We start from the raw sequence: 26,260 nt of genomic DNA, 5'->3' as shown, positions 1-26,260 counted from the left end.
CCGCCGAGCTTTGGTATCGGAGCCGTTAAGCGAGCTTGTCCAGTTCGCCTTTGAGTACGGCCTTGCCCTTCACGCCGACCATCTGATTCTGGATCTGGCCGCCCTTGAAGAACAGGAGCATGGGGATGGAGGACACGCCGAATTGAGCGGCGAGATCCTGATGATCGTCTACGTTCAGCTTGGCGATCTTCGCCTTGCCGACGTATTCGTTGGACAACTCGTCGAGCGTGGGCCCAAGCATCTTGCAGGGACCGCACCATTCAGCCCAGAAATCCACCAGCACCGGGACGGAGGACTTCAAGACTTCGGTTTCGAAGTTGTCGGATGTCAACGTGACAATATTGGCTGAACCCATAACGCGCTAAATACTTACGCCGTTTCCGGCGGCTGGTTGCGTCCACCCCAAAGGCAGACTTAGAACATCCCGCCCAAATGCAGTCCGTAAACGACGGCACCAATATTCACCAGAAGCGCGAGGATAGCCAATACCAAATCCAGAACGCTGGTCTTGCCGGGGACGCCGGGAGCCGGAGCGGGTTTGGGGGCCTTCGCGGGCTTGCCACCTTTGGCTGGAGCTGTTGCTGGGGCCGTGGCTACTGCAGTAGCGCCACCGGCGGTGGCCGTGGCGGTCACTGCTGCGGGAGCCGTCGGAGCGGCGGCAGGTGCAGCGGCCGGAGCTGCTGCGGGACGCGGCACGGCAGCTGCCGTAGGCGCGCCACCGGGACGAGGCCCGGCAGGAGGCAAAGTGATACGAACCGTGGCACCGGGAGCCGCTGGAGCAGGTGCTGCCGGGGCCGCAGCCACAGGGGCAGCGGCAGGAACGGGCGGAGCCGGGATGGAAGCAGTCGGCGGAGCGGCCGGTTTTGGCGGCAGACCAGGCGCGGTGGGCTTGGGCAAACCGATACGCACGGTTTCTTTGGCCTTAGGCGGCAGGCTGATACGGACGGTTTCCTTCTTCGGCTGAACCTTTGCGGCTTCGGCCGGTTTCGGTGGTACTGGTGTCTCTTCCGACATACTTAGTTGGTGGTTAGGTCTCGGAAACGTAGTTTCACTGGCCTAGGGGTGTCAAATCCTAATGTATCAGTTTAGTCTGAGATTGGTAAGCGGAGTCTTGCTCCTCACCGTGTTGCAGCCTTAGATTGCCTGTCATGGAGACGGCTAAACACTATCGTAATGGTTTAAGAATAATGGCTGATTACAGCAATTCGGGTGTTTGGGCCATCTGTCTTCCCGGTGAAAGAGATCCTTTTAGGCATCAAATGATAACTCATGATACGCTCGGTATTCCGCCTGAACTGGCTTCTCGCTTTGAGAAGTGGGTCGCCAATTGCAGTCTTTGGTTTGAATGGAAGCGAGGCTATGGGGTGTCAGCGTTTTCGGCGGAAGAGCTGAATGCGGAGGGAAGGCTGTTGGCGAGTGAACTGAAACAGCAAGTGGGGAGTAACTGTCCAGTGTTTTACGCCTCGATAGGTAATCCCAAAGTTGATGAACCGATCAGGTGATGTCTGGGGATGTCAGTTTGTGGCTCGCAAATTTTAAAGGGATATGCTTTAATAGTTTGGTGAGCAAACCACGTGTTCGCGTCAAGTGGAACACGGGCGAGCGGGTGCACAAGCCCAAGAAGGGCAAAGGCAGCTATCATCGCCGCCCGAAACATCACAACAAGGAACAGCTCCCATGAGCACAAATAAAGCGGGGCTGAGCCGCATTGCGGCTCAACCCCCTATTTGTGGGAATGTCAGGTCAGGCTTGAAGAGGATCACGGGTAAAGGTATCAAACTTCTGAACCAGCACAGAAAACCATGAACTTATCGCGTACATCCAAACGGGTTGTATTAGCAGTGAGCGGACTTTTGCTGCTGGTGGTCATCGGATTGTTGCTGCCGCCAATCGAGACCAAGAACAAAGCCGAGTCGCAACGGATCAAGACGGCTGTAAACCGAGTGGACCAGCCCGTACCGTAACCACTCCATCAATTTAGAATGAAAAGGGGCGGAACCATTCCGGTTTCGCCCCTTAACTTTACCAACCAACCTATCGAAATCAGTTCACGTAGATCAGCTCGTTCGTCAGGAACAGCGCTTGTGCCAGTTTTTCCCAGCTATTGAGCGGGGTGACTTGTTTGGTCTTGCTCGGCAGCGCGAACTGCGTGCGGGCATTCCATTCCGGGCCGTCTTCCATGCGGATGACCGGGGCCCAGACGAAGCGGTCCTTGTCGGCGTTCTTGCCGCAGGTCACCACGAAGTCGATCGTATCACCGGCTTTCACGTCTACATGTTCCAGCGTGACGTCCTGTTTGCCGCTGAAGACCGTCCAATTGCCCAGCTGCCCGTTCCGGCTGGAAACGATGTGGGCCACGATGCCGTCGCCTTCCTTCACATTGTGCGCGATGGGGCCGGAGATGAACACCCGACCATCTTTCGGCGCGGTCCAACGACGGATGACGCCGATCTTCGGGTTGATCGTCGGCAGACCGCCCACGGCCGTCAGCGTCGCATCACCCGATTTTTTCCCGCCCGAATAACCATTGCCGACGGTCTCAGTGAAGGGGCGGAAACGCATCTGTTTGGCTTGCGCATCATAATTGCCGAAGCCATAGCTCCAATCCTGTTTGCCTGTCTCCGTCTTCACTTCCTTGGCAGATTGCGCGGCCATGTATTGTTGTGCCATGGTGATCTCGCTCGCGGTCGGATTGCGCTGATACAGCGTCTGGAAAAGGAACTTAAGCTTATCCTCATCCGTCTTGCGCGCGAGGAAGTCCGTGCGTTGCACCATGAGCTTCGCCTGCTCGATGACAAACGGGCTGTTCATCATGAAGAGCGCCTGCTGCGGAACGGTTGTCGGATTGCGCACGCTGGTGGTCATGTCCGGGTTTGCGAAATCGAACGTGCGGAACATCTCCGGCAGATCGAAGCGATCTACGTAACCATACACCGTGCGGCGGTTCGGGGACGGGTTATCCGTGATGTCCACCGGTTTGCCACCGTTGCTCAAGTCCATGTTGCCGCCGTGCATCAGCACCGTGTCGCGGATGGCCTCGAAGTCCAGGCGGCGGATCGGCGTCTTCCACAGATAGAGGTTCGCCGGGTCTTTTTCCTCATACTTCGCATTGTCCATCGTACCCTGCTGATAAACACCGGAGAGCAGGATGTAGCGGTGCAGCTTCTTGATGCTCCAGCCGTTATCCATGAAGTACGTGGCCAAGTGATCGAGTAATTCCGGATGCGTCGGCGGTTCGGCGCGCAGGCCGAAGTCGCTAACGGTGCGCACGAGGCCTTCGCCAAAGTGCTTCGCCCAGATGCGGTTCACGATGACTCGCGCCGTGAGCGGGTTGTTGCGATCCGCGATGGCTTCCGCCAAGTCGATACGGCCGCTGCCCGTCGTGAGTTTCTTCGGCGCTTCCTTCGAGAGGATCTGCAGGAACTGACGCGGGGCGAGATCGCCACGACGACCGCGTTCACCACGGATGAGCACCGCCGAATCACGCGGACGCGGCGCATCTTCCATCACCATCGCACGGGCGGGTGAACCCGGATGTGTCGTTTCGAGCGTGTAAATCTTAGTGTAAACACGGTTCTCGAAGTTACGGACTTGCGCGCCGCCGATGAGTTGCAACGTGCGCGCATCGCGAACCGTCAGGTAGAGCGGTGATTTCGGGCTGTGCAGCACGAGGCGCACTTGCTCCTCGAACTCATCCTTCATACCCGCGCTGCCAGCAGCCTTCTGCTCGGCCCAAGCCTTCTCGTTATCCTTGATGATCTTGCCGTAAACACCCGCGACGTCCTCGATAGACTTCGGTTGCGCCTTCGTAAGCGCAGCGGCGATGAGCGGATTCACGTTGGAATCTTTACTCAACTTCGCCGTGATGGCATCCGCCTTCGCACCGAATTCATCTTTGCTAAGCGCGGCGTAATCGAACCACGGCTTCATCACCGCACCGGGATTCTTCTCCATGCCTTTCAAGGCCTTGGCGAGAGTTTCGTAACCGTTCGCGTTGATGGTCTTCTCACGCAGGAAGCTGCGGAGCGGTGCAGCATTCTTCGCCGTGCCGAAACGATAGCTTGCGAGCAACACATCGCCGAACGTGCCGCGCAACTGCGCCAGCGAACGCTCGTATTCGTAAGTAGCCGTGCCCGCCAGTTCCTCCTGCAATTCGTCGAGCTTCTTTTTGAAGTCCAGATACTCCGCCGTCTCTTTGGGCGGCGTGAGGAACGGACCTTTCTCCGGTTCCACGGAGCTGTTGAAGACGCCGTGAAGCGCGTAGTAATCCTTCGTGGGAATCGGGTCGAACTTGTGATCGTGGCAACGGGCGCAAGAGACCGTCAGGCCCATGAAGCCCTGCGTGACCACGTCGATGCGGTCATCGATCACATCTTCCTGGTTGCCCATGAAACGCTTGCCGACCGTGAGGAAGCCCATCGCCGCCATGTCCCGCTTGTCGTCACCCTTCACGACGCGGTCCGCCGCGATTTGTTCCTTGATGAACTGGTCAAACGGCTTGTCCTCGTTGAAGGCTTCGATCACGTAATCGCGATACGTCCAAGAGAACGGATAGTTCGGGTTACCACGATTCTGCCGGTCACCCGTGTTATCTGCATAACGCGCCACATCGAGCCAATGGCGGCCCCAGCGCTCACCGTAACGCGGCGAGGCGAGGTAACGGTCCACGACTTTTGCAAACGCGTTCGGTGACTTGTCCTTCACGAAATCTTCCACTTCTTCCGGCGTCGGCGGCAGACCCGTGAGATCATAAGCTGCGCGGCGGATGAGCGAGCGCTTGTCCACTTGCGGCGAGGGGCTCAAGCCTTTCTCGTTCATCTTCGCGAGGATGAAACGGTCGATGTCCGTTTTCAGGATGCCGTTCTTATCAGCCACCTTCGGAGCCGTCGGATTCTGCACCGGTTGGAACGCCCAATGACTGCGGGATTCCTCGATGCTGATGGCCTTCATGGCCGGAGCCGTGCCAGCACGCGGATCGGGCGCACCCATCTGCACCCAGGCGACGAGGTCGGCGATCTGTTCATCGCTCAGCTTGTCCTCTTCCTTGGGCGGCATCTTCAGATCTTTATTATGATACTGGATCGCCTCGATCAGCAGACTCTTCTTGGGATTGCCAGGAACGACGGAAGGACCGCTATCACCACCCTTGAGCAAACCATCCTTGGAATCCACCACCAGGCCGCCCTTGATCTTCGCATCAGGGGCGGTGCTGTGACATGAATAGCAAGCAGTCGCCAAGACGGGCCGGATGCGCTTCTCGAAGAACTCGAGTTGCTTCGGATCCAGCTTCGCATCAGCCGCGCTGGCTTGCCATGCGGTGCCAGCGGCCAATACCACGGCCAGCGGCAGCACTTGTTTGAAAATCGTTTTCCTCATAGGCCCTAAAATCTTTGCTAAGATACCGGTGAAATTTTGCGCTCGTTGTTGAGTTTGCGACGTGGCGACTGGCTATCTTCCTTCTCCCCTCGGAGGGGAGAAGGATTGAGGATGAGGGGTGCCCCTATCTCAGGAAAGCCAACTACCATATGGAAAATACCGGCACCCCTCACCCCGGCCCTCTCCCCTCCGAGGGGCGAGGGTGACGGACTGACTAATGTGCCTGATGTTTTCCCACGCATAATATTAAGCGATCAGTTCCTTCACCACGTTGCCGTACACATCCGTCAGGCGGAAATCGCGACCGTTATAGCGATACGTCATCTTCTCGTGATCGAACCCGAGCAGGTTCAGGATCGTCGCGTGCAGGTCATGCACGTGGACCTTGTCTTCCACCGCGTTGTAGCCGAATTCATCGGAGGCACCGTGCACGTAGCCCTTCTTCACGCCGCCACCCGCCATCCACGCCACGAACGAGCGATTATGATGATCGCGACCCGGTTCACCACGGCCACCACGATCATGACGCGGCGTGCGACCGAACTCACCACCCCAGATCACCAGCGTGTCTTCGAGCATGCCGCGCTGCTTCAAATCTTTGAGCAACGCACCGATCGCCTGATCGCAATCGCCCGCCTTACGCGTGATGACCGTTTGCAAGTTCGCGTGATGATCCCAGCCGCTGTCCCACACCTGCACGAAGCGCACGCCTTTTTCCACAAGACGACGCGCGACGAGCATCTGACGGCCTTGTGCGTTGGAACCATACATCTCCTTGATGTGCTCCGGTTCCTTGCTGATATCGAAGGCATCGACGGCCTCGGATTGCATCTGGAAGGCCAGCTCGAAGGACTGGATGCGCGCTTCGAGTTCCGCTTCGCGTTTCAGGTTCTGGTTATGCAGTTCGTTGAACTTCTGCACCAAGTCGAGCTGCTCGCGCTGATCCTTCAGCGGCGTGTAGTAATTCTTGAGATTTTCGATGACGCGCTCGGCGCTCATGTTACCCGTGCTCACCATCGTGCCTTGGAAGGCACCGGGGAGGAACGCGGAACGCCAGTTCGAGGAACCACCCAGCACATTGCCGTTCGGCGAGAGCGCGATGAAGCCTGGCAAATTCTGATTCACGGAACCCAAACCGTAGAGCGCCCAAGAACCCATGGACGGCTTCACGATGCGGCCAGAGCCGGTGTTCATCATGAGCGTGGCAAATTCATGCGCGGGGATGTCCGTATACATCGAACGAATGACCGTCATCTCGTCGATGTTCTCGCCGATCTTCGGGAACAGTTCGCTGACCTCGATGCCCGATTGGCCGGTCTTCTTATACTTGAAGGGCGAAACCATCGGCACACCGCCGATCTCTTTCACGTCCTGATCGCGATACTTCTCCAGACCGGGCTTCGGATCCCAAGTATCGAGGTGGGAAGGGCCACCTTGGGCGAAGATATGGATGACCCGCTTGGCCTTGGCGGGGAAATGGGGTTCCTTGACCGCGAGCGGAGACTTGTTCGTATCGGCAAACAGGCTGCTACCACCCATGAGCTGCGAACCGAGCATCGAGCCGAGGCTGAGGGCACCGAAGCCCATGCCGAAACGGTTCAAAAACTGGCGGCGCGTGACACACAGGTCGGCGGGTGACGGTAAGTGCTGCTTCAGGTCCATAGCGTTGGTCTGTTTATTAAATTGTTTATGCCGTCCATCCCCGGTCGGCAACCCTTCCGTGAGTCCTTCGGATTCAACCACTTGGCTAAAATCCAACACGGGCTGGTAACGATATCAGACGAGCCGGATAAGGGGGAGGTTACAAGCCAATTTCCACCCTCATCAATCGTCCTCGTTCTCGTCGTCGTCCTCGATTCCCCCTTCTTCATTCATCACTCATCCTTCATAATTCATAATTTACCCGAGGGTGTAGGACATTGGTTGTATTGGTGAATTATTTCTGAAAAACCCTTTAATCCAACCTAACTATCTGAAAATAAATTACTTAGACTAGGTGCAATCTGTGGGATTCGGAAATCTCCCGAAAAATGATCGCTGCATTTTAGCACTCCGAGCTTTTAACACACCAGATTGCCATGATTTCTCTGATTACTTAAACTTTAACCCACTTGGTTAATCATAACCCGAGAATGACCCCAGACCACATCATCGATTTTGCTATCCGGCTGGGTGCCTATGCGGGGATGGATAGCTTGTTGCCGGCAGACCGTGATGTCTGGTTGATTTCAGAGGCTGAAGTTTATTGTGACATGGAGGGTATCGATTCCTTTCTTGATCAATATGATGCCGATACAGTGCGACTAACGGCTCAAGCTTTCGATGCGATTGGCGCGGAGCAGATTGCTACCGCATTGAAGAACGTGCATGGCGCACTGCCCAGCCGACCCGCTGAACTGCTAAATCTCGCGGGAGACTTGATATCCCTGCGCTCGGGTTACAGTTACGAAAACATCCGTGAATATGTTTCCGCAGCCTATCCTTCAGGCCATCCATGTGCCCGGGCGTGGATCAAGCCGGACGTGAACCAGATCATCGCCGAGTTGAAAGAAACGGATGTGCGCAATGCATATATCTTGGCGTTCAAGGGGATGATCTATTCGTCCTATACCGAGAACGCCTTGGTGCTGATCGAAAAAACAAACTCCCAGTGGGTCTTGGTAAATCTGTACCGTCATCTGATAACATTTGAAGGTAACTACAAGCCATGGTCTGTCAGCGGTATCATGGATGATCTTTCTTACGAAGGCTGGCGAGAGTATCCCTCTCTGCCGGCCCAAACCGAGGTCGAAGAGTTTATTCATGTTTCCCGTTGGAGCTATCAAGTCATGGCCGAGCGGGGCTGCTTTGTGCATGGAGAAATCTATCTGGATACGTGGGACGCGGTCTTGGGCTTCACTCCGAAAGACCGTTTCCCGAAACCGGCTCAGTCATAGACGGCCGTCCTCAGCCATCCGCGATCGAAGCCCGCGCTCCTTATCTCCCGCCTGCCATCTCGATAAAAGTCCCGGTCGCATACGAGGCTTCTTCGGAAAGCAGCCAGAGTATTGCATTGGCGACTTCTTCGGGCTGGCCGCCGCGTTTCATCGGCAGGGAATCTTTCAGGCGGTCCACGCGATTGGGTTCGCCGCCGCTGGCGTGGATGTCCGTGTAGATGAAGGCGGGGCGCACGGCATTTACGCGGATGCCTTCACCGGCGACTTCGCGCGACAGGCCCAAGGTAAAGGTATCCATCGCGCCTTTGGAGGCGGCGTAGTCCACATACTCGCCCGCTGATCCGAATCGTGCGGCAGCAGAGGAGACATTCACGATGCCGCCTCCGGAGCCGCCGTGCTTGGTGGACATGCGCAAGATGGCCTCACGGGCGCAGAGGAAGGAACCAGTGATATTCGTAGTGAAGACGCGGTTCAGGCGCGCGGCATCCATGGTCTCGATGCGCATCTGCGTTTCCAGAATGCCCGCGTTATTCACCAAGGCGGTAAGGCGGCCGAGCTGTTCATCCACAGTTTTGAAGAGACGGACGACATCGGCTTCACTCGCCACATCGGCACCCACAGTGATCGCTTCACCGCCACCAGATCGTATCTCTTGTGCGATTGTTTCTGCGGCAGCCTCATTCGTGCGATAATTGACACACACGGCATAGCCGCGCTTGGCTGCGAGACGTGCAGTCGCTGCGCCGATACCACGGCCCGCACCCGTGATGAGCATCACCTGTTTCATAGCTCAAGCCTGCTTGATCCCGCGCCGGTTCAGTTCCTTGAATGTCCACTCGTATTCACTCACAAGCTGGTCCACGACGTTCCGCTTCTTCATTGCATCGGGCATCACTTCCCACGTGTAGGTCTCCATCTCGAGGTGCGGGCAGAGTGTTGGTTCCTTCGCCAAGATATCGAGCACGCCTTGGATGTGGTCTGAGGTGCTGTCGTAGATGGCCGTGGGCTCGCTGTGCAGGGGAATGTGGAAATGGATGCGCCACTCGAGTTTGCTTTGCGCGGCAGGATCAATCGTCCACTGAGCTGCTTTATCCAAAGCCACGTCGAGGTCTTTGTAGCGTTTGATGTTTCCAGCGGTATCACGCTCGATGACTTGATGAAAATAGACGGTGTCCAAGTAAGATTTCAGCGCCTCACGCACTTGCGGTGTGGGGCGCACCTTCAGCGCGGAACTGAAATGCAGTTTGGAGATCTTCACGCCGTTCGCCTTGAAACGGGCGATGACATCGGCGGGTTCTTCGTATTCGATGGCGAGATGGCAGGTGTCGTAATTCACGCCGAAATGTTCGCTCAGGCGGGCATCATTCGGGCGTTCTTCGCGCATCTGGTTGTAGAATTTCACCATCTCCGTGCTGGTTTCCAGATAGCAGAGCGGCTCGGGTTCGAGGCCGAGGTGCAGTTTCTTGCCGGTGCGTTCGCTGACCTTCGCGATGTGTTCCACCGTGCGCCAAAGATTGCGACGCAGGGCTGCCTCTTGCGCCTCGCTGGTGATAAATTCTTTGTAAGAGCAGGGGACAGAACTGATGCTGCCTTCCACGCCTTCCGGCACGATCTGCGCGAGGAGATCGAAAAGGCGGTTCGTGTAAACGACGCGCTCCTCGGTGGTCCAGTCGGGTGCGAAGACCTGTTCCTTCACGCGGGTGCCGTGGAAGCTGCCGTAGGGAAAGCCATTGATCGTGAAGACGTAGCAATTCTCCTTGTCCAGCCACTTGCGAAATTCCGTGAGACGCGCAGGCTCGCTCAATTCGAGTGAGGCTTGCTCACCGAGACGCAGGCCGATGGCGTAAGGTTTGCCGTTGGCCACGCGATCACGCACACCGAGTGTGAATTGCTTTAGCGTGCCAAAAGTCTGTTCCCACGTCTCACCGCGATGGATGTTCGTACAATAAGCCAGATGCAGCCCATGCGTCAGTTGCATAATTGAATGATTGAACAGGATTCAGGCGGGCAGGGGGAAGGGGAAATTTTAAATCGGGCCGCAGCGGCCACGATTGCAAATGGGCGGGTTGAAATATTTTTAGACTGTCCTTTGCTTTTCACATGCTGCGACTGGTCCCTCGGCGGGACACAGTCGCGGTCCAAAGAAACCCGCGCTCCGCTTACTTCCGCGCCTCTGGCGTGATGCTCAGCTCCACCTTCTTGCCGTCGCGCATAATGATTACTTTTACGGGGGAGCCGATCCGCACGGCGTCGAGGGCGTAGGTGTAGTCGTAGATGTTCGCGATCTTTTGCCCGGCGAATTCGATGATGACGTCGCCATTCTTGATTCCCGCCTTGTCCGCTGGGCTGCCGCCGCGAGCGCCGCTGAGTTTCACCCCTTGGACTTCGGTGGCGTAATCGGGAATCGTGCCGAGGTAGGCGCGCAGGCCATCGCGGGCTCCGCCTTTATCGCTCTTCTCGACCTTCACGTAATCCGGGCGCGTGCCTTCCTTCGCGAGATCCAGCACGATGCGGCGGGCCATCTTGGTGATGCGCTCCATGCCTTCGTAATTCAGCGTGTCCACGTCATCGGCCGGGCGATGGTATTGGTCATGGCTGCCGGTGAAGAAGGCGAGCACGGGAATGTTCTTGGGATAAAACGCGGTGGTGTCTGTGGGCAGATACGGATCATCTTGCAGGACGAGATTGAAACCGCCCACCACGTTCGCCTTCTCGATCAGGCCCTTCCACGCGGTGGAGGAGCCGATGCCTTGCAGCGTGAGCCGGTTATCCCGCACGCGACCCACCATGTCGAAATTCAGATACGCGACGACGTTCGAAAGCGAGAGCGTGGGCGTCTCCGCGAACTTGGAGGAACCGATGAGGCCCATCTCTTCACCGGACCAGAAGGAGAACACGATGCCGCGCGTGAAGGCGGTGGGGTTCTTCTCGCGTTCGGCAGCGAGATTCGCGGCAAGTTCCAGCACGGCGGAGACGCCGGAAGCGTTATCATCCGCGCCATTGTGGATCTGGCCTTCCTCGCCTTTGATGCCGAAGCCGCCGGTCTCGCCACGGCCCAAGTGATCGTAATGCGCGCCGAGCATCACATACTCATTGCCTGAAACAGGCGGGATGACGCCGACCACGTTGCGATCCATCTTCTTCAGGTGATTCACCTTCGTGGCGATGTTCACGGTGAGATTCGGCAAGGTGAAGCGCACATCGGCGGCATGCGGGTCTTCCTGGTCCAGCATGTCTTGCAGATGCTTCAGGGTTTTGCCACTGCCTGCCAGCATGGCATCGGCGACCTTGCCGGAGATGGAAGCGGCGACGATGCCCGACCCGGCGAGGCTGCTATCATAGGTCATGGGCGCGAGTTCGCCGGGATTCGGTGAGTTCGGTCCAGTGACGATGAGTAGAGCCTTCGCACCATGGGTGCGGGCGACCAGGGCCTTGTAGCGCAGACCGGCGTATCGGTTCAGCTCCACGCGACGCTTCTGATCCACGCCTTCTGGCACGTAGCGGAAGGCGACGACGATCTTGTTCGAGACATTCAGTGAGCCGCCGTAGGAATCGTAACTGTCACCCAGCTTGCCGGGGACGGTCATGCCGTAACCGACGAAGACGACTTCACCAGAGACTTCGCCATTCGCGCTGAAGGAGAGCGGGCGGAAGTCTTGTTCCGGGATGAAGTTCAATTCGCGCAGGCTTTCGCCAGATTTATGCAGGGTCAGTTTGTTCTCATTCGTGATGGTTTGAACGCCTGCGGTGAATTCGAAGTTCTGGAAGTATGTGCCCGTGTGTCCCAAAGGCCGGACGCCGCTGGTCTGCAATTGTTGCGCGATGTAGTCGGAGGCCATTTGCGCGCCCGCAGTGCCGGTGAGTCGGCCTTCGAGCTTGTCACTGGCGAGGTAGGAGACGTGGTTGTAGAGGTCGTTCGTGCTGATGGCGGCAGAGGGAGCCACGCTGATACTGACAGGGTTCGCGCCTTTGATGCCGACGAATGACGCACCTTTCGCTTCATTCGCTTTCAACGCGGCTTGCACGGCAGCATGATCCCAGTTCGCCATGAAGATCTGTGAGCCAGCACCACCGCGACCCGAGGTCCACGAGAGCTTTTTGCCATCGGGCGAGAAGACGGGGAGGCTATCGAAGCCGTCCGTGTAGGTCACGCGGATGGGATCGCGGGTGCCTTGGGCATCCACGATGTAGAGTTCGAAATTCGCAAAGCCTTCCTTGTTCGAGCCGAAGATGGCGTATTCGCCGGAGGGATGGAAATACGGCGCCCAGGACATGGCCTTGAAATCCGTGAGACGCAGGACGTCGCTGCCATCCAGCTTCATGGTGTAGATGTCCGCCGTGTCGCCCTTTTCATTGAAGCGCCGCCAGACGATGCGTTGACCATCGGGCGTGAAGAACGGGCCGCCATCGTAACCGGGCGTCTTGGTAAGACGGCGTTGCTCGGTGCCATCGGCGTTCATGATGTAGATCTCGCCGAAATAGGCGGCATCCAGCTCATAACGCTGTCGATCGGGGGAAGAAAGTTTCTCCAGCGGGAAGGCATCGCGCGTGGAGCAGAAGACGATGTGCTTGCCGTCCGGCGAGTAAGCGCCCTCGGCATCGTAGCCTTGGGCACCAGTCAGGCGTTTGACATTGGAGCCATCGCGTTGGGCGGAAAAGATGTCGAAAGTCTCATCGTAATCCCAGGCGTAGCGGCGGGATTTGCCGGAGGCGCGGAAATCGATCTCCACCTTTTGCTTTGCCTTGGCTTCGATATCGAGATGGGTGGAGGCGAAGAGAACTTCATCGTGGTTTGGGCGGTAAAAGGCGCAAGTCGTCTTGCCCATGCCGGGCGAGATGCGGCGGGTATCGCCCGTCTCCAGGTCGAGCGTGAATATTTGATAGAAGGGGTTATCCGCTTCGCGCTCGCTCTGGAAAATGAGGGATTTGCCATCGGGCGAGAAATAGCCTTCACCACTGCGGCGGCCTTCAAAGGTGAGTTGGCGGGGTTGAGAAATAAACGTGGCCTCATTCACCGCGTGAGCCATGCCCGTGATGCCCACCCAAGCTGCCAATACCCCGCTGAACCAATGCCGATGCTGTTTCATACGCATGAGAGTCTGACGCATTAGAGCACAGATTTGCACAAAGGAACAGTGTCGGTTGCACCGACGGGCCAAAAGGTTTCTGGTTCTTGGTTTTGAGTTTCGAGTAAAGTCCGCTTGGAACCGTTAAAGTCAGGCTAATTAGGACGGGTTATAGAATGAAGGTATGAATGGCTGAGCTTGCTTTGCTGGGCAAAATCCGGGTAGTTAGGGGGCGTTCGCGATCGAGGATGAGTCCTTTTGAACTGACATGTTACGGCGTTGGAGATGGTTGGCCTTGTGCTGACCGTAATCATTCGTCGTTTCACTATCGCTTCGGCAAGACCTCTTTCATCGTCGATTGTGGAGAATCGGTCAGCCGCTCATTCAAGGCTTCAGGGCTGAGTTACGATTCCTTTGAGGCCATCCTGCTTTCCCACCTGCACTGTGATCATATCGGCGGGTTTTTCATGTTCATGCAGGGGTTATGGCTGGAGAAGCGGCAGAAGGATTTGCCGATCTACCTGCCGGAGGATGGCATCAAGCCCATGCGCGAATTGTTGAACGCGGGGATGATTTTCGAGGAATTGCTGGCATTCACGCCGCAATATACGCCTCTGCATGTGGGTAAGTCCTTCAAGGTGAAGGACGTGAAGGTGACCCCATTTCCCACGACCCATCTGGAGAGCTTGCGGAAATCTTTCCAGCGCAAGTATCCGTTGGAGTTCGCGGCCTATAGTTTTTTGTTGGAGACGGCGAAACTGCGCATCGCCCACAGTGCGGACATTGGAGCACCGAAGGATTTGGACCCGTTATTGGAGAAGCCGGTGGATCTTTTGGTGTGTGAGCTGGCGCATTTTGAGCCGAAAGACCTGTTCCGTTATCTAAAAGGGCGGGATATCGGGCGCATCGTGTTCATGCATGTGGCGCGGCAGTATCGGGAGGAACAGACGGCGATCAACAAGCTGGCGTCGAGGTATTTGGGAGAGATTCCTTTCACATTCGCGACCGATGGGATGCGGGTGGAGATGTAAGCCGGGGGAGGAAGAATTAAAAAGGTAGAATGAAGAAAGGGCTGGCATGCCCTGTCTTGAGGCAGATTTCGTGTATTATTTGGACTGGCGGGCGGGGAGGGTTTTTGTTCTAGTCACGGCACCGCCACGTTTTTGTGGTGCTGAAACCATGCAATTGGTCAAAGAAACCCGCTGGTCGCGCCAGTATGAAATGGACGATCTGCAGACGAAACTCTTCGAGTCGAAGTTTGCGGACGGCTCGGCGACGATTTCCGTGGCCCAGTTGGAGCAGGAGTGGGGCGCGTGGACACCGGTGGAGCGGGCGGATTTTTGCCAGGCAGTGACGCAAGCGCGGTTTCCGCATCTGGGAGATGTGCTCAGGTTCATCATGAAGAACGGGGATGTAGCTTCCTGGGAATCCGTGGCGAACAGCATTGCGCGAAATCTGCCGGCGGAAGAAGCGGTGCCGTTCCTGACGGACATGTGCAAGACGGCACCGATCGGCAAAGGAGCGAAGTTTTACCAGGCATTGGCAGTGAGCCGTCCGGCCTTTGTGCGGGATACGTTGATGGGCTGCCTGAACCGGACCTGGGCGGACAGCCGGTTGTTCAGCGAGGATGAGGTCTTCGACTGGGTGGCGAATGATGCGGTGTGCCTGATCGAGTATCTGGTGCAGCTCGGGCAGAACCCGAACACGCTGGCGGACAAATACAAGGTGCTGGTGCGTCACCCGAACAACATCAACAAGCAGAGCGCGATCACGCGGTTGAGCCAGTTTTTCCCGGGGTATCCCACGGGTTGAGTTTCAAGTTTTCAGTTTGAAGTGTTCAGTTTTTTGGGGAAGTTTTTGCCACAGACGGAACACGAAATTTCACGGATTAGGAGGAAGGTCGATTGGATCAAGGCGGGGCCATGCCAGATCACGGGCGTCTTGGGGGAAGTTTTGTTTCTTGGGATCGGGCATGGAGAAATCGCCACCGTCGTCTTTGCCGTCGAAGCCGATGGACCAGAGGGTGAAGGTGCCGTCCGGGTTTAGGCGATAGCGCAAGGGGCGGCCATCCATGGGGTCGTGGGGGATTTGTGCTAGGAAATCGGGGATGAGTTTTGCGAGGGTGTCCGGATAGTGGCCGTGTTTGAGGCGGTGGCGTTCGAGGGCGGTGGCTACGATGGCTTGCTGGCGGCGGGTTTCGGCCAAGGCGAGAATGGAGAAGGCTTTAACAATACGGAGGGTGAGGTTTTGCGTGAGCCAGCTCTTGCCATCCAGGTTGGGCTTTTGACTGCCATAGGGGATGCTGGCATCGATGGCTTCGAGTTGCTTGATGGCATCCGACCAGTGCGGTGATTGTGCTTGAACGCGGCTGATATCGAGCCGTTCCTGCTGGGTGCGGAGGAAGAGGTGTTCATCATGGTTTTGACCACCAGAATGCCAGTAGAGGGTGAGGAGAGGTGCCCATGGATTATCGTAACCGCCCTTAAAGTTCACGGAAAAGGATTCCTCTCGTGCCAGCTTAAAACTACGAACTCCATAGGCCCGTTCATATAAGAGAGCGTGGTTGAAATTTGTGACGAGGGAGATGTTTTCCAGACGCCGTTGGAAGGTGGAGAGTTGTGGTTCAGACCAGATGCGTGATTCCAATCCGAAGTTGAGAGCACTGAGGGAAAGGCTGGTGATGGCGGGGCGTGTCACCTGATTGACGACGGACCATTCTTCGCGTTGTAGATCGGTCAGGTCGAAGAGGGCGATCATGCTGGTGGCGGCATCATCGCCACGGCGGGCATGCGTATCGGCAATGACGGCGTTTTGCAGCAGGTAGGCGGTGGAGCGGCGCAGGTGGTAGTTTACCTTTGGATAATTGAGATTATCGCGATAATCGCCGCCTTTTTCGAGTGGGGGATTTTTCAGGGCCTGGCTTAGCAGGAGAAGATCGGCGCGGCGGTTTTCCATATCCGCTTCCATTTGTTGCCATAAGGGTGCGCGTTGGGCCGGGGTGAGGGCATTGGTATTGGCGTACCAGATAACGCGCCAATGGGAATTGGTGGAATGTTCCAGCGTGAAGAGTCCGACCTTCATCTGCTGGATGTTTTGTTTGAATTTTTTGACGGCTTGTTCGAGGGGGGCATCACCATCGGGTTCACTGCCGGTGCGTTTTGGGGCTATTTGGTCGAGGTCGAAGATTTCGCCTTGGGCGATGAGTTGGGCTTTGTAGCGGTCGAGTTCGGTAGGGCCGGAGCGGGACCACCAGAAGATGGTGGCGAGCAGTAAAAGAACGGAGAGGGTGATGAGCCAGCGGCGCTTTTTATTGGCGGATGCGGCGGGGCTCATTGGTGAGTGGGAGTTTAAGGGGGTCGATCTTCAAAGTTCAAGGCCGGTTGCACCGGCGGGCCTATATGAAGATGGGGAAACATCAAAATCCGAACATTGAGAGAAAGGAAGAGTTTGAGCCGCGGCGACGGCTGGGGGTGGGACTGCCGGCAAGATGCCGACAGTACATTGGGGGGCGAGGACTATTATTGGGGTAAATCTGTAGGGTTGATCCGGGGCCAGACGAAATCGCGGGTCTTTTTGAGGGAGTTATGTTTTTGCGGATCGGGGTTGAAGGGATCTCCCTGATTGTCTTTCCCGTCGAAGCCGATGGACCATAGGGTGTAGGTGCCATCTACATTCAGGCGATAGCGCATGGGACGGCCATCAATGGGGTCGAGGGGAAGCTGGGAGAGGTAGTCAGGCATGAGTTTTTCCAAGGCGTCGGGATAGCGGCGGTGTTTAAGCCAGTGACGTTCCAGGGCGATGGCGGCGATGGCTTGCTGGCGACAGGCTTCGGCGAAGAGGAGGGTGGTCAGGCCCGAATCCATAGAGGAGTAGAGCGCTCCGGTAAAATTGAGTTTCAATTGGGAGGAGTAAGTGGTGGCGGGGCGAAACAGCGTTTCCCAATCGCTGCGTAATTGGTCCGGCACACCAGCCCAGTTTGGGGAGATCAGATTTGGGCGGATAAGATCGAGTCGCTGTTGGGAGATTTTAAGGAAGTTGAGTTCGTCCTCATCGATGGCGAAATGACTCCAGAGCGTGGTGTGGAGGCGCCGTTTCCAATTGTAGGAATACGGAACGAAATAAGCGTTGGTGGCCGCAGAATGGGCATCCCGCCGGGCTTCGGCGAAGAAGGCGAGGCCCACGGCGCGTTCGTAAAGGAGGGCTTGATACACGTTTGTGACGAGCGAAATGGGAGCGATGTGGGCGTGCAGTTCGGCGAGTTGGGCATCATCCCATGCGTGCAGGGCGAGGCCGTAATTGAGATCTTCCAAGGGGAGTCTGACGACGGCCGTGCGCACCATCTGGTTCACCAAGGTCCATTCCTCACGATGGTGCTGGGCCAGGCGCAAGGAGGTGAGGAGATTCGTGAAGGCATCTCCATAGCGACCGGCATAGGCATCCAGCACAATGGCATGATGGAGAAATTGGGAAATGGTGCGGCGCTGGACGAAGTTGATTTTGGGATGGTTGAGGATCTGCCGGTAATCACCCCCTTTTTCCGCCGGCAAATTGGTCAGGCCATGATGGAGAACAAGCAGGCTGTGACGTTTGTTTTCGATCTCCGCGACGCCGTTCTGGATGCGCGTGAGGGTATTGCTGTGATGCTGTCCGGTGATGTAGTTCCACTCGATCTTCTGAACACCATTGGTGGTGGTGAACATGAACCAAAGGGATTTAGGGACGAGATCATTGGTCAACTGGCGGACGGTCTGGCGCATGGGTTCATCACCGTCCGGCTCTGTGCCCGTGCGTTTCGGGGCGAGTTTATCGAGATCAAGGATCTCGCCTTGGGCGATGAGTTGGGCCTTGTAGCGGTCGAGTTCGGTAGGACCGGAGCGGGACCACCAGAAGATGGCGGCAAGCAGTAGGAAGATGGTGAAAACTATGAGCCAGCGGCGCTTTATAATGGGTGCGGCAGGACTCATGGGTGAGGTGAATAATGTAGGAAATTGAGGAATGACCAAGCTCGAATGGAAAAGAAGCGGCTTCTAGTAAGAGTAAACCGTTCGGGCAAATGGGAGGTATCTGCATTCCTGACCGTGCTGACTCGGGAGAATGTTTCGGCTAATGGGGAGAGGAAATGGGCAATAAGGCTGATATTCTGCTACGAAATGGCCGATCAAGGCCGGAAACTAGGCGCTAAAGGCATAGGCGCAGGTCCCAGTTAGTCCGTTATATTGGCGAAGAATGGGGGATTTGAGGGGGAGATTTAGGTGTATTCGTGCCTCTCGCTGGCTGATTTCCGGCGGGTTTAGTGGGTGAATCCATAAAGGTATTCATGGGTGAAGGCTATGACTGAAGGTTTGTAATAGGCTGAAAATGCCCAATTTATTGAGGTTTTATGAGGCTATGAGCCAGTTCAGAGGGTGAATGGGCTGAGATGCGGATGGAAAAGCAGAGATTCAGTGATCTGAATGTGGGGAAAAAGAATGCTTTGTGCTTCTAAACATACGTAACCTATTATGATTAAATGTTTTATGTAACGAAATAGAGGGGTTTATGCAAAAGCACAGAAAAGCGCTTTAGGTGACTTTTCGGTGACGGATTGAGAGGTTTTTGAGGTCCACAACAGAGAGATGAGACGAAAAAATGAAAAAACTTTCAGAAAAAATAAAGGAGCTGAAATTGGAGAAAGCAGAGAGCGACGAAAGGGGCATGGATAAAGGATGAAATGGGGTTTTCCAAGGGTAGGAAATGGGGTGTTTTAGAGGGGTGAAAAGTGGGGTGTGTCGAAAATAATTTTAAAAACCTCTTGTGCTGAAACAATCTTAGTATATCTTCGTTCTCGTTGGTGCGCGACACGGTGAGCGAAGAAAGTGAACGGTGAACGCAGCGACAACTGATCGGTAACAAAGTAAAAAATGTTACGAAAAGTTGTTGACGCGAAATTAATCGTCTCTAAAGTAAGCGCAGTTAGTTGATGAAAGGCACTGAGAGGCCGAGTAAGTTGTAAGTCGAAAGCCTCTCGGGTTTTTTATCCCCTAAAACGGGAAAATTTTGAGTGGAAACACTCGATTGCTCTTTGAAAGTTGAATTGTGCGATAAGTTTTAGAGCCCTCTCAAAGGCTTCTTAACTGAAGTCTGAGAGATTAATCTTAACAAGTGACTAATAAACGCGAATCTACGGATTCGCAACAGAAGTCAAAACTTTCTACGGAGAGTTTGATTCTGGCTCAGAACGAACGCTGGCGGCGTGGATAAGACATGCAAGTCGAGCGGGACATTTCGGGTAGCAATATTCGGAGTGTTCAGCGGCGAAAGGGTGCGTAACGCGTGGGTAATTTGCCGCGAAGTTGGGGATAACTCGCTGAAAGGCGAGCTAATACCGAATGTGATCCGTTGGAGGCATCTTCGATTGATCAAAGCTGGGGACCGTAAGGCCTGGCGCTTCGCGATAAGCCCGCGACCTATCAGCTAGTTGGTGAGGTAACGGCTCACCAAGGCTAAGACGGGTAGCTGGTCTGAGAGGACGACCAGCCACACTGGAACTGAGACACGGTCCAGACACCTACGGGTGGCAGCAGTCGAGAATTTTTCTCAATGGGCGCAAGCCTGAAGGAGCGACGCCGCGTGGGGGATGAAGGGTTTCGATCCGTAAACCCCTGTCATTTGCGAACAAACCTTACTATTGAATATTTAGTGAGCTGATTGTAGCGAAAGAGGAAGGGACGGCTAACTCTGTGCCAGCAGCCGCGGTAATACAGAGGTCCCAAGCGTTGTTCGGATTCACTGGGCGTAAAGGGTGCGTAGGCGGTGGAGTAAGTCTGGTGTGAAAGCTCGGAGCTCAACTCCGAAATGTCATTGGAAACTACTTCACTCGAGGTTTGGAGGGGGGACTGGAATTCTCAGTGTAGCAGTGAAATGCGTAGATATTGAGAGGAACACCAGTGGCGAAGGCGAGTCCCTGGACAAATCCTGACGCTGAGGCACGAAAGCTAGGGGAGCAAACAGGATTAGATACCCTGGTAGTCCTAGCTGTAAACGGTGCACGTTTGCTGTGAGCGGATTCGACCCCGTTCGTGGCGTAGCTAACGCGATAAACGTGCCGCCTGGGGAGTACGGTCGCAAGATTAAAACTCAAAGAAATTGACGGGGGCCTGCACAAGCGGTGGAGTATGTGGCTTAATTCGATGCAACGCGAAGAACCTTACCTGGTCTTGACATGCTAGTAGTAGGAGCCTGAAAGGGTGACGAGGTAGCAATACCAGCTAGCACAGGTGCTGCATGGCTGTCGTCAGCTCGTGTCGTGAGATGTTGGGTTAAGTCCCGCAACGAGCGCAACCCCTGTGTCCTGTTGCCACCCCTTAATTGGGAGCACTCTGGACAGACTGCCTCGCTTAAACGAGGAGGAAGGTGGGGATGACGTCAAGTCAGTATGGCCCTTACGACCAGGGCTGCACACGTACTACAATGCCCGGCACAAAGGGACGCGAAACCGTGAGGTGAAGCAAATCTCAGAAAACCGGGCCCAGTTCAGATTGTAGTCTGCAACTCGACTACATGAAGCTGGAATCGCTAGTAATGGCGCATCAGCTACGGCGCCGTGAATACGTTCCCAGGCCTTGTACACACCGCCCGTCACATCATGAAAGCCGTTTGTACCCGAAGTCGCTATGCTAACCGCAAGGAAGCCGGCGCCGAAGGTATGGATGGTGATTGGGATGAAGTCGTAACAAGGTAGCCGTAGGGGAACCTGCGGCTGGATCACCTCCTTTCTAAGGAGAACTACGGGTCTGAGCAATCAGATACCCTAGGTCGGAGCAACCCTTCGGGGTTGTGGGCTCACCTTATCGCACAATTCAGCTCTCAAAAGAGCAACTGTTCTTTGTAATACGGAAGTGGAAATTATTCCGTTGGCCAATTTGGCTCCGGCCATGGGGCTGTAGCTCAGTTGGTAGAGCGGTAGCTTTGCAAGCTATAGGTCAGGAGTTCGACTCTCCTCAGCTCCACCATTCAAGGTCCAATGTGAGACTTTCATGGGCCTGTAGCTCAGTTGGTTAGAGCATGCGCTTGATAAGCGCAGGGTCACTGGTTCGAATCCAGTCAGGCCCACCACTTCAGTAACAAATTGATTTCGTGATACGGAATCTTGATAGCTTAAACGTTATCAAGTGGAAGCATCGCAAAGTTCTTTGACATCTGCACATAGAAGAAATTGTTAGTAATAGGGCAATTAATACATGTTTCGCTGAGTTACTGTTGAGAAATCAACAGGTAATTTTGTGATCAAGCTACTAAGGGCTTATGGTGGATGCCTTGGTGCCAAGAGGCGATGAAGGACGTAGTAAGCTGCGATAAGTCCCGGGAAGCCGCAAACAGGCTGTGATCCGGGAATTTCCGAATGGGACAACCCACTAGCTTTAATCGGCTAGTATCTTTGGATGAATTCATAGTCCAAAGAAGCAAGACGGGGTGAAGTGAAACATCTCAGTAACCCCAGGAAAAGAAAACGAACTGATTCCGTAAGTAGTGGCGAGCGAAAGCGGAGGAGCCTAAACCGGAAGGACTTGTCCTTCCGGGGTTGTGGGACCTCAATGTGATATCTGAAGGATTAGCGTAACGATGTGGAAACGTCGGCCATAGACCGTGACAGCCGGGTGCGCGAAAATCTCGAGGAGTCTAGGGGTATCCCAAGTAATGCGGTGCACGTGAAACTCTGCATGAATCTGTCCCGACCACGGGATAAGGCTAAATACTACTTGGCAACCGATAGTGAACTAGTACCGCGAGGGAAAGGCGAAAAGAACCCCTGCTAGGGGAGTGAAATAGAACCTGAAACCATCTGCCTACAATGTGTGGGAGCCCGTAAGGGTGACCGCCTGCCTTTTGCATAATGAGTCTGCGAGTTATTGTCCGTGGCAAGCCTAAGCTGTTCTGCAGCGGAGGCGAAGCGAAAGCGAGTGCGAAATGCGCGTCAAGTCGCTGGCAATAGACCCGAAGCGGAGGTGATCTACTTATGAGCAGGTTGAAGCTGCAGTAACATGCAGTGGAGGACCGAACTCGTGGATGTTGAAAAATCCTGAGATGACTTGTGAGTAGGAGCGAAAGACTAATCAAACCCCGTGATAGCTGGTTCTCTCCGAAATAGTTTGAGGGCTAGCGTTGGATAAGTACCCCGAGGAGGTAGAGCACTGGATGGCTTAGGGTCCACACCAGGATGCCAAAACCAATCAAACTCCGAATGCCTTGGGTCCCATTAATCCAGCAGTCAGGCTGCGAGAGATAAGTTTCGTAGCCGAGAGGGCAACAGCCCAGACCGCCAGCTAAGGTGCCTGAATATAGTTAAGTGGAAAGGATGTGACGTTGCTTAGACAGTGAGGATGTTGGCTTAGAGGCAGCCATCATTTAAACAGTGCGTAATAGCTGACTCATCGAGCGATGTCGCGCCGAAAATGATTGGCGATTAAACTATATACCGAAGCTGCGGACTTAAGAAGATTTCGATCTTCTTATTTGGTAGGAGAGCGTACTCAGTGCGGTAAAGCCGAACAGGAATGAACGGTGGAGCGCTGAGTAGTGAGAATGCAGACACGAGTAGCGATAAACCAGATGAGAATTCTGGTCGCCGTAAACCCAAGGTTTCCTGGGCCAGGTTCGTCCTCCCAGGGTTAGCCGGGAGCTAAGATGAGGCCGTAAGGCGTAATCGATGCACAGCAGGTTAATATTCCTGCGCTGGCATGGGTTAAGGCTGTGAGTGACGCAGAGAGAAAAGTGACTAGACAATCGAATGTTGAGCTTAGGCTTCGGCCGAAGCGTATCACCGGACAATCTGTCGAGAAAAGCTTGCAGCTGTTCCCCATGGTACCCGTACCGTAAACCGACACAGGTGGGTGAGTGTAAGTGCACTAAGGCGCGCGAGAGAAACCTCTCTAAGGAACTCGGCAAATTAGCCCCGTAACTTCGGGAGAAGGGGTGCCCACTTCGGTGGGTCTCAGTAAATTGCGTTTAGCGACTGTTTAACAAAAACACAGCACTCTGCCACGTCGTGAAGACTACGTATAGGGTGTGACAAGTGACCAATGCGGAAAGATCAAGGTGCTTTGTTAGCCGCAAGGCGAAGCTCGGTGCCTAAGTCCCCGTGAATGTCGGCCGTAACTATAACGGTCCTAAGGTAGCGAAATTCCTTGTCGGGTAAGTTCCGACCTGCACGAATCTTGTAACGACTGAACGACTGTCTCGGAGAGGATCTCGGCGAAACTGTAACGGCGGTGAAGATGCCGCCTGCCCGCAGTAGGACGGAAAGACCCTATGCACCTTTACTGTAAGCTCGTATTGTGTTCTGATTAATGATGCGTAGCGTAGGTGGGAGACTTTGAAGTGAGGGCTTCGGTTCTCATGGAGTCGCAATGTGAAACACCACTCTTCGTTAATTAGAATTCTAACCTCAACCCTGTGAAGCCAGGTGGGGGACAGTGCGTGCGGGTCAGTTTGACTGGGGCGGTTTCCTCCCAAACGGTAACGGAGGAGCGCGAAGCTTGGCTCAGCATGGTTTGCAACCATGCGTCGAGCGTATGGGTATAAGCCAGGTTAACTGTAAGACCAACAAGTCGAGCAGATGCGAAAGCAGGCCCAAATGATCCGACAGTAGAATGTGGAATTGCTGTCGCTCAACGGACAAAAGGTACGCTAGGGATAACAGGCTGATCGGATCCAAGAGTTCACATCGACGATCCGGTTTGGCACCTCGATGTCGGCTCATCGCATCCTGGGGCTGGAGAAGGTCCCAAGGGTCCGGCTGTTCGCCGGTTAAAGCGGTACGCGAGCTGGGTTCAGAACGTCGTGAGACAGTTCGGTCCTTATCCACTGTGGGCGCAGGAAACTTGAGGGGTTCTAACCTTAGTACGAGAGGACCGGGTTAGACGCACTTCTGGTGTGGCAATTGTTCCGTCAGGAGCATCGTTGCGTAGCCATGTGCGGAAGAGATAAGCGCTGAAAGCATCTAAGTGCCAAGCTCCTCCCAAGATATGGTTTCCCGGACGCAAGTCCCTAAAGACCCCCGGAAGACTACCGGGTTGATAGGTTAGGCGTGTAATCAGAGTAATCTGTTCAGCGGACTAATACTAATCGGTCGTGCGGCTTGATCGCTTTTTTCCTTCACAGGAAATTGCGATTTTTGACTCGCGAAACATGTCTGCTCTATTCGACATGTCTCTATGTGCAGATTTCAGAGAACAACGTTCTTTAAAACTTTTTGGTGCTTATAAAGCAGTGGTCCGACCCGATCCCATCCCGAACTCGGCCGTCAAACACTGCGTTGCCAATGGTAGTGGTTGTATAGCTTCCGCGAGAGTAGGTAGGCGCCAATTCTTTCTAAAAAAAGACCGGTCTGTGCAGTTCAGACCGGTCTTTTTGCTTTTACACATCTTCATTTTATTCGCTTCACGCAAAGTATCAAAAATTTCTCCCACTTTCCGTGATGTTCCGTTGACGCCCTTGGTTCTGCCCGATACCGTCTCCTCACTTTTCAGCCAAGCATGCTCGACGTCATTGAAAAACTCCTGGTCCTCCAGTCTCACGATCAAAAGATTCTCAAGACTCAGGAAGAACTTTCCGGTGTAGGCCCGCAGCGTCAAGCTGCGAATTCCAAGATCAGCGGCTCCACCCAAGCCTTGGAAAACGCCAAAACCCAGCTCAAACAACTCGAATCCGAGCGTAAACGTCTCGAGCTGGATGTCGAAGCCAAGCAGGAACTCATCCGCAAGTACGCCACGCAACAATCCCAGACCAAGAAAAACGAAGAATATAAGGCTTTTGCGAGCCAGATCGAGACCTGCAAAAAGGAGATTAGCGGCATTGAAGACGTGGAACTCGGTGTGATGGAACAGATTGATTCTGCGAAAGTCGCTGTCACTAAGGCTACGGATGTCGCCAAGGCTGACAAAACCGTCTTGGACGGCATGCTCGCCAAACTTTCTGAACGCGAAAGCGTATTGAAATCAGAACTCGCCGCGCTTCAAGCCAAACGCCCGGAATACGCAGCCGCTGTTTCTGATGAATCAGCACTTAGCCGTTATGATCGTCTTTTCAAAAATAAAGCCGGTCGTGCACTTGTTGGTGTCGTCCACAGTGCCTGCGGTGGGTGCCACATGAAGCTTCCCACTCAAGTCATCGTTGGTTGCCAAGGCCAGCAAGAGATCGTCAGTTGCCCGAATTGCGGTCGCATTCTCTACTACACGCGGGACATGGATCTCACCGTGTCCGATTGATTTTCCCCAAAGCATCACGTTTTCAAAAAGTCGTTTTCGTGCAATAAACACCGCACGAAAACGATTTTTCATTTTCTCTCTCCGCTTGTGTTTTCACGCGTGAAAACGTAGAGTGAAACTGACTTTGAAAGGGCGGAGGATCGCTCGCCGGCAACGGCGGGAGGAAAGTCCGAACTCCACAGGGCGCGACGCCGCGTAACTCGCAAGAGATACACGCGGGAGACTGGTGCGAGACCAGTCGACGGAAAGTGCCACAGAAAACAAACCGCCTAAGCCGGACTTCGGTCCGGCCGGTAAGGGTGAAAGGGTGGGGCAAGAGCCCACCGCTCCAAGAGCAATCGCGGAGGCGCGGAAAACCCCGTCGGGAGCAAGGCCAAATAGGAAACCGAGAAGCGGCCCGCTTCGTGGTCCGGGAAACCGGCCAGGTTTCGGGTACTGGCTGCGCAGACAAATGATTCTCTCCTTCAGCCGTGAGGCTGAAGCAGACAAAATTCGGCTTACAGCCCTTTCAAAGTCAGCTTCAGTTTATACCTGATTTCATTGACTGAAATCCACTTCGGTGCAGATGAATCGCATTTATCGTCATTTCATTTGCCAGACGATTTTAAAAATTCTCCCTCTTGCGCGCTTGCCTCTC

General features: G+C 54.8%; 16 protein-coding genes, 2 tRNA genes, 3 rRNA genes and 1 other RNA gene. 13 read left to right on the top strand and 9 right to left on the bottom strand.

What is annotated here, in order from left to right; translation table 11 throughout:
* Window positions 1-25: 25 nt before the first annotated feature.
* Entirely contained in the window at window positions 26-355 is a 330-nt protein-coding gene (gene trxA, locus VGH19_13365) for a thioredoxin (GenBank protein HEY1172350.1), read from the bottom strand.
* Window positions 356-414: 59 nt separating this feature from the next.
* On the bottom strand, window positions 415-1,014 hold the full coding sequence (locus VGH19_13360; GenBank protein ID HEY1172349.1) for a hypothetical protein: 600 nt from the start codon (window positions 1,012-1,014) through the stop codon (window positions 415-417).
* Between the two features lie 134 nt (window positions 1,015-1,148).
* Here VGH19_13360 and VGH19_13355 point away from each other — a divergent pair, with 134 nt between their 5' ends.
* The 3 genes from VGH19_13355 to VGH19_13345 all read left to right on the top strand — a co-directional run bounded on the left by VGH19_13355 (window position 1,149) and on the right by VGH19_13345 (window position 1,964).
* Window positions 1,149-1,502: a hypothetical protein gene (locus tag VGH19_13355; GenBank protein HEY1172348.1), complete on the top strand. Its 354-nt coding sequence runs from the start codon at window positions 1,149-1,151 to the stop codon at window positions 1,500-1,502.
* Between the two features lie 59 nt (window positions 1,503-1,561).
* Window positions 1,562-1,681: an alternative ribosome rescue factor ArfA gene (arfA, locus tag VGH19_13350; GenBank protein HEY1172347.1), complete on the top strand. Its 120-nt coding sequence runs from the start codon at window positions 1,562-1,564 to the stop codon at window positions 1,679-1,681.
* A 121-nt stretch (window positions 1,682-1,802) separates the two neighbouring features.
* The gene (locus VGH19_13345) at window positions 1,803-1,964 is read left to right on the top strand and encodes a hypothetical protein (GenBank protein ID HEY1172346.1); all 162 of its coding nucleotides are present in this window, start codon (window positions 1,803-1,805) and stop codon (window positions 1,962-1,964) included.
* Between the two features lie 79 nt (window positions 1,965-2,043).
* Here the strand turns inward: VGH19_13345 and VGH19_13340 are convergent, their stop codons facing one another.
* Together VGH19_13340 and VGH19_13335 are read right to left on the bottom strand one after the other, a co-directional pair.
* Window positions 2,044-5,376, bottom strand: a complete 3,333-nt coding sequence (locus VGH19_13340; GenBank protein ID HEY1172345.1) for a PSD1 and planctomycete cytochrome C domain-containing protein — start codon at window positions 5,374-5,376, stop codon at window positions 2,044-2,046.
* A 246-nt stretch (window positions 5,377-5,622) separates the two neighbouring features.
* Window positions 5,623-7,038: a DUF1501 domain-containing protein gene (locus VGH19_13335; protein HEY1172344.1), complete on the bottom strand. Its 1,416-nt coding sequence runs from the start codon at window positions 7,036-7,038 to the stop codon at window positions 5,623-5,625.
* A 470-nt stretch (window positions 7,039-7,508) separates the two neighbouring features.
* Between VGH19_13335 and VGH19_13330 the strand changes: the two genes are divergently transcribed.
* A complete protein-coding gene (locus VGH19_13330) occupies window positions 7,509-8,312 on the top strand; it encodes a hypothetical protein (GenBank protein HEY1172343.1) in 804 nt (267 codons plus the stop codon).
* Window positions 8,313-8,352: 40 nt separating this feature from the next.
* On the opposite strand, the gene VGH19_13325 is transcribed toward VGH19_13330, so the two are convergent.
* From VGH19_13325 to VGH19_13315, 3 genes are all read right to left on the bottom strand, one after another.
* Complete coding sequence (locus VGH19_13325) at window positions 8,353-9,099, bottom strand: SDR family oxidoreductase (GenBank protein ID HEY1172342.1); 747 nt, start codon at window positions 9,097-9,099, stop codon at window positions 8,353-8,355.
* A gap of 3 nt (window positions 9,100-9,102) precedes the next feature.
* Window positions 9,103-10,290 carry a metabolite traffic protein EboE gene (gene eboE, locus VGH19_13320; GenBank protein HEY1172341.1) on the bottom strand — a complete coding sequence of 396 codons (1,188 nt, stop codon included), beginning with the start codon at window positions 10,288-10,290 and terminating at the stop codon, window positions 9,103-9,105.
* Between the two features lie 181 nt (window positions 10,291-10,471).
* Complete coding sequence (locus VGH19_13315; GenBank protein HEY1172340.1) at window positions 10,472-13,399, bottom strand: M28 family peptidase; 2,928 nt, start codon at window positions 13,397-13,399, stop codon at window positions 10,472-10,474.
* Window positions 13,400-13,626: 227 nt separating this feature from the next.
* On the opposite strand from VGH19_13315, the gene VGH19_13310 reads away from it, so the two are divergent.
* Together VGH19_13310 and VGH19_13305 are read left to right on the top strand one after the other, a co-directional pair.
* Complete coding sequence (locus VGH19_13310; GenBank protein HEY1172339.1) at window positions 13,627-14,409, top strand: MBL fold metallo-hydrolase; 783 nt, start codon at window positions 13,627-13,629, stop codon at window positions 14,407-14,409.
* Window positions 14,410-14,557: 148 nt separating this feature from the next.
* Complete coding sequence (locus tag VGH19_13305; GenBank protein ID HEY1172338.1) at window positions 14,558-15,190, top strand: hypothetical protein; 633 nt, start codon at window positions 14,558-14,560, stop codon at window positions 15,188-15,190.
* A 69-nt stretch (window positions 15,191-15,259) separates the two neighbouring features.
* Here the strand turns inward: VGH19_13305 and VGH19_13300 are convergent, their stop codons facing one another.
* Together VGH19_13300 and VGH19_13295 are read right to left on the bottom strand one after the other, a co-directional pair.
* The gene (locus tag VGH19_13300; protein HEY1172337.1) at window positions 15,260-16,711 is read right to left on the bottom strand and encodes a hypothetical protein; all 1,452 of its coding nucleotides are present in this window, start codon (window positions 16,709-16,711) and stop codon (window positions 15,260-15,262) included.
* Between the two features lie 185 nt (window positions 16,712-16,896).
* On the bottom strand, window positions 16,897-18,342 hold the full coding sequence (locus VGH19_13295; GenBank protein ID HEY1172336.1) for a hypothetical protein: 1,446 nt from the start codon (window positions 18,340-18,342) through the stop codon (window positions 16,897-16,899).
* 1,225 nt (window positions 18,343-19,567) lie between these two features.
* Here VGH19_13295 and VGH19_13290 point away from each other — a divergent pair.
* From VGH19_13290 to rnpB, 7 genes are all read left to right on the top strand, one after another.
* A 16S ribosomal RNA gene (locus VGH19_13290) occupies window positions 19,568-21,132 on the top strand.
* A 161-nt stretch (window positions 21,133-21,293) separates the two neighbouring features.
* A tRNA-Ala gene (locus tag VGH19_13285) sits at window positions 21,294-21,369 on the top strand.
* A 26-nt stretch (window positions 21,370-21,395) separates the two neighbouring features.
* Window positions 21,396-21,472, top strand: a tRNA-Ile gene (locus tag VGH19_13280).
* Window positions 21,473-21,641: 169 nt separating this feature from the next.
* Window positions 21,642-24,502 (top strand): 23S ribosomal RNA (locus VGH19_13275).
* Window positions 24,503-24,607: 105 nt separating this feature from the next.
* Window positions 24,608-24,723, top strand: a 5S ribosomal RNA gene (gene rrf, locus VGH19_13270).
* The 16S, 23S and 5S rRNA genes sit together here with 2 tRNA genes alongside, the layout of an rRNA operon.
* Window positions 24,724-24,891: 168 nt before the next feature.
* Window positions 24,892-25,623 (top strand): C4-type zinc ribbon domain-containing protein, encoded by a 732-nt coding sequence (locus VGH19_13265; protein ID HEY1172335.1) that lies wholly within the window; start codon window positions 24,892-24,894, stop codon window positions 25,621-25,623.
* 124 nt (window positions 25,624-25,747) lie between these two features.
* Window positions 25,748-26,139: RNase P RNA component class A (gene rnpB, locus VGH19_13260), an RNA gene on the top strand.
* Window positions 26,140-26,260: the final 121 nt, after the last annotated feature.

The organism is Verrucomicrobiia bacterium (genome assembly GCA_036405135.1).
In the GTDB taxonomy this organism is placed as follows: domain Bacteria; phylum Verrucomicrobiota; class Verrucomicrobiia; order Limisphaerales; family JAEYXS01; genus JAEYXS01.
Note: the sequence above shows the minus strand (reverse complement) of the source record. Positions and strands in the feature narration are given on the sequence as shown.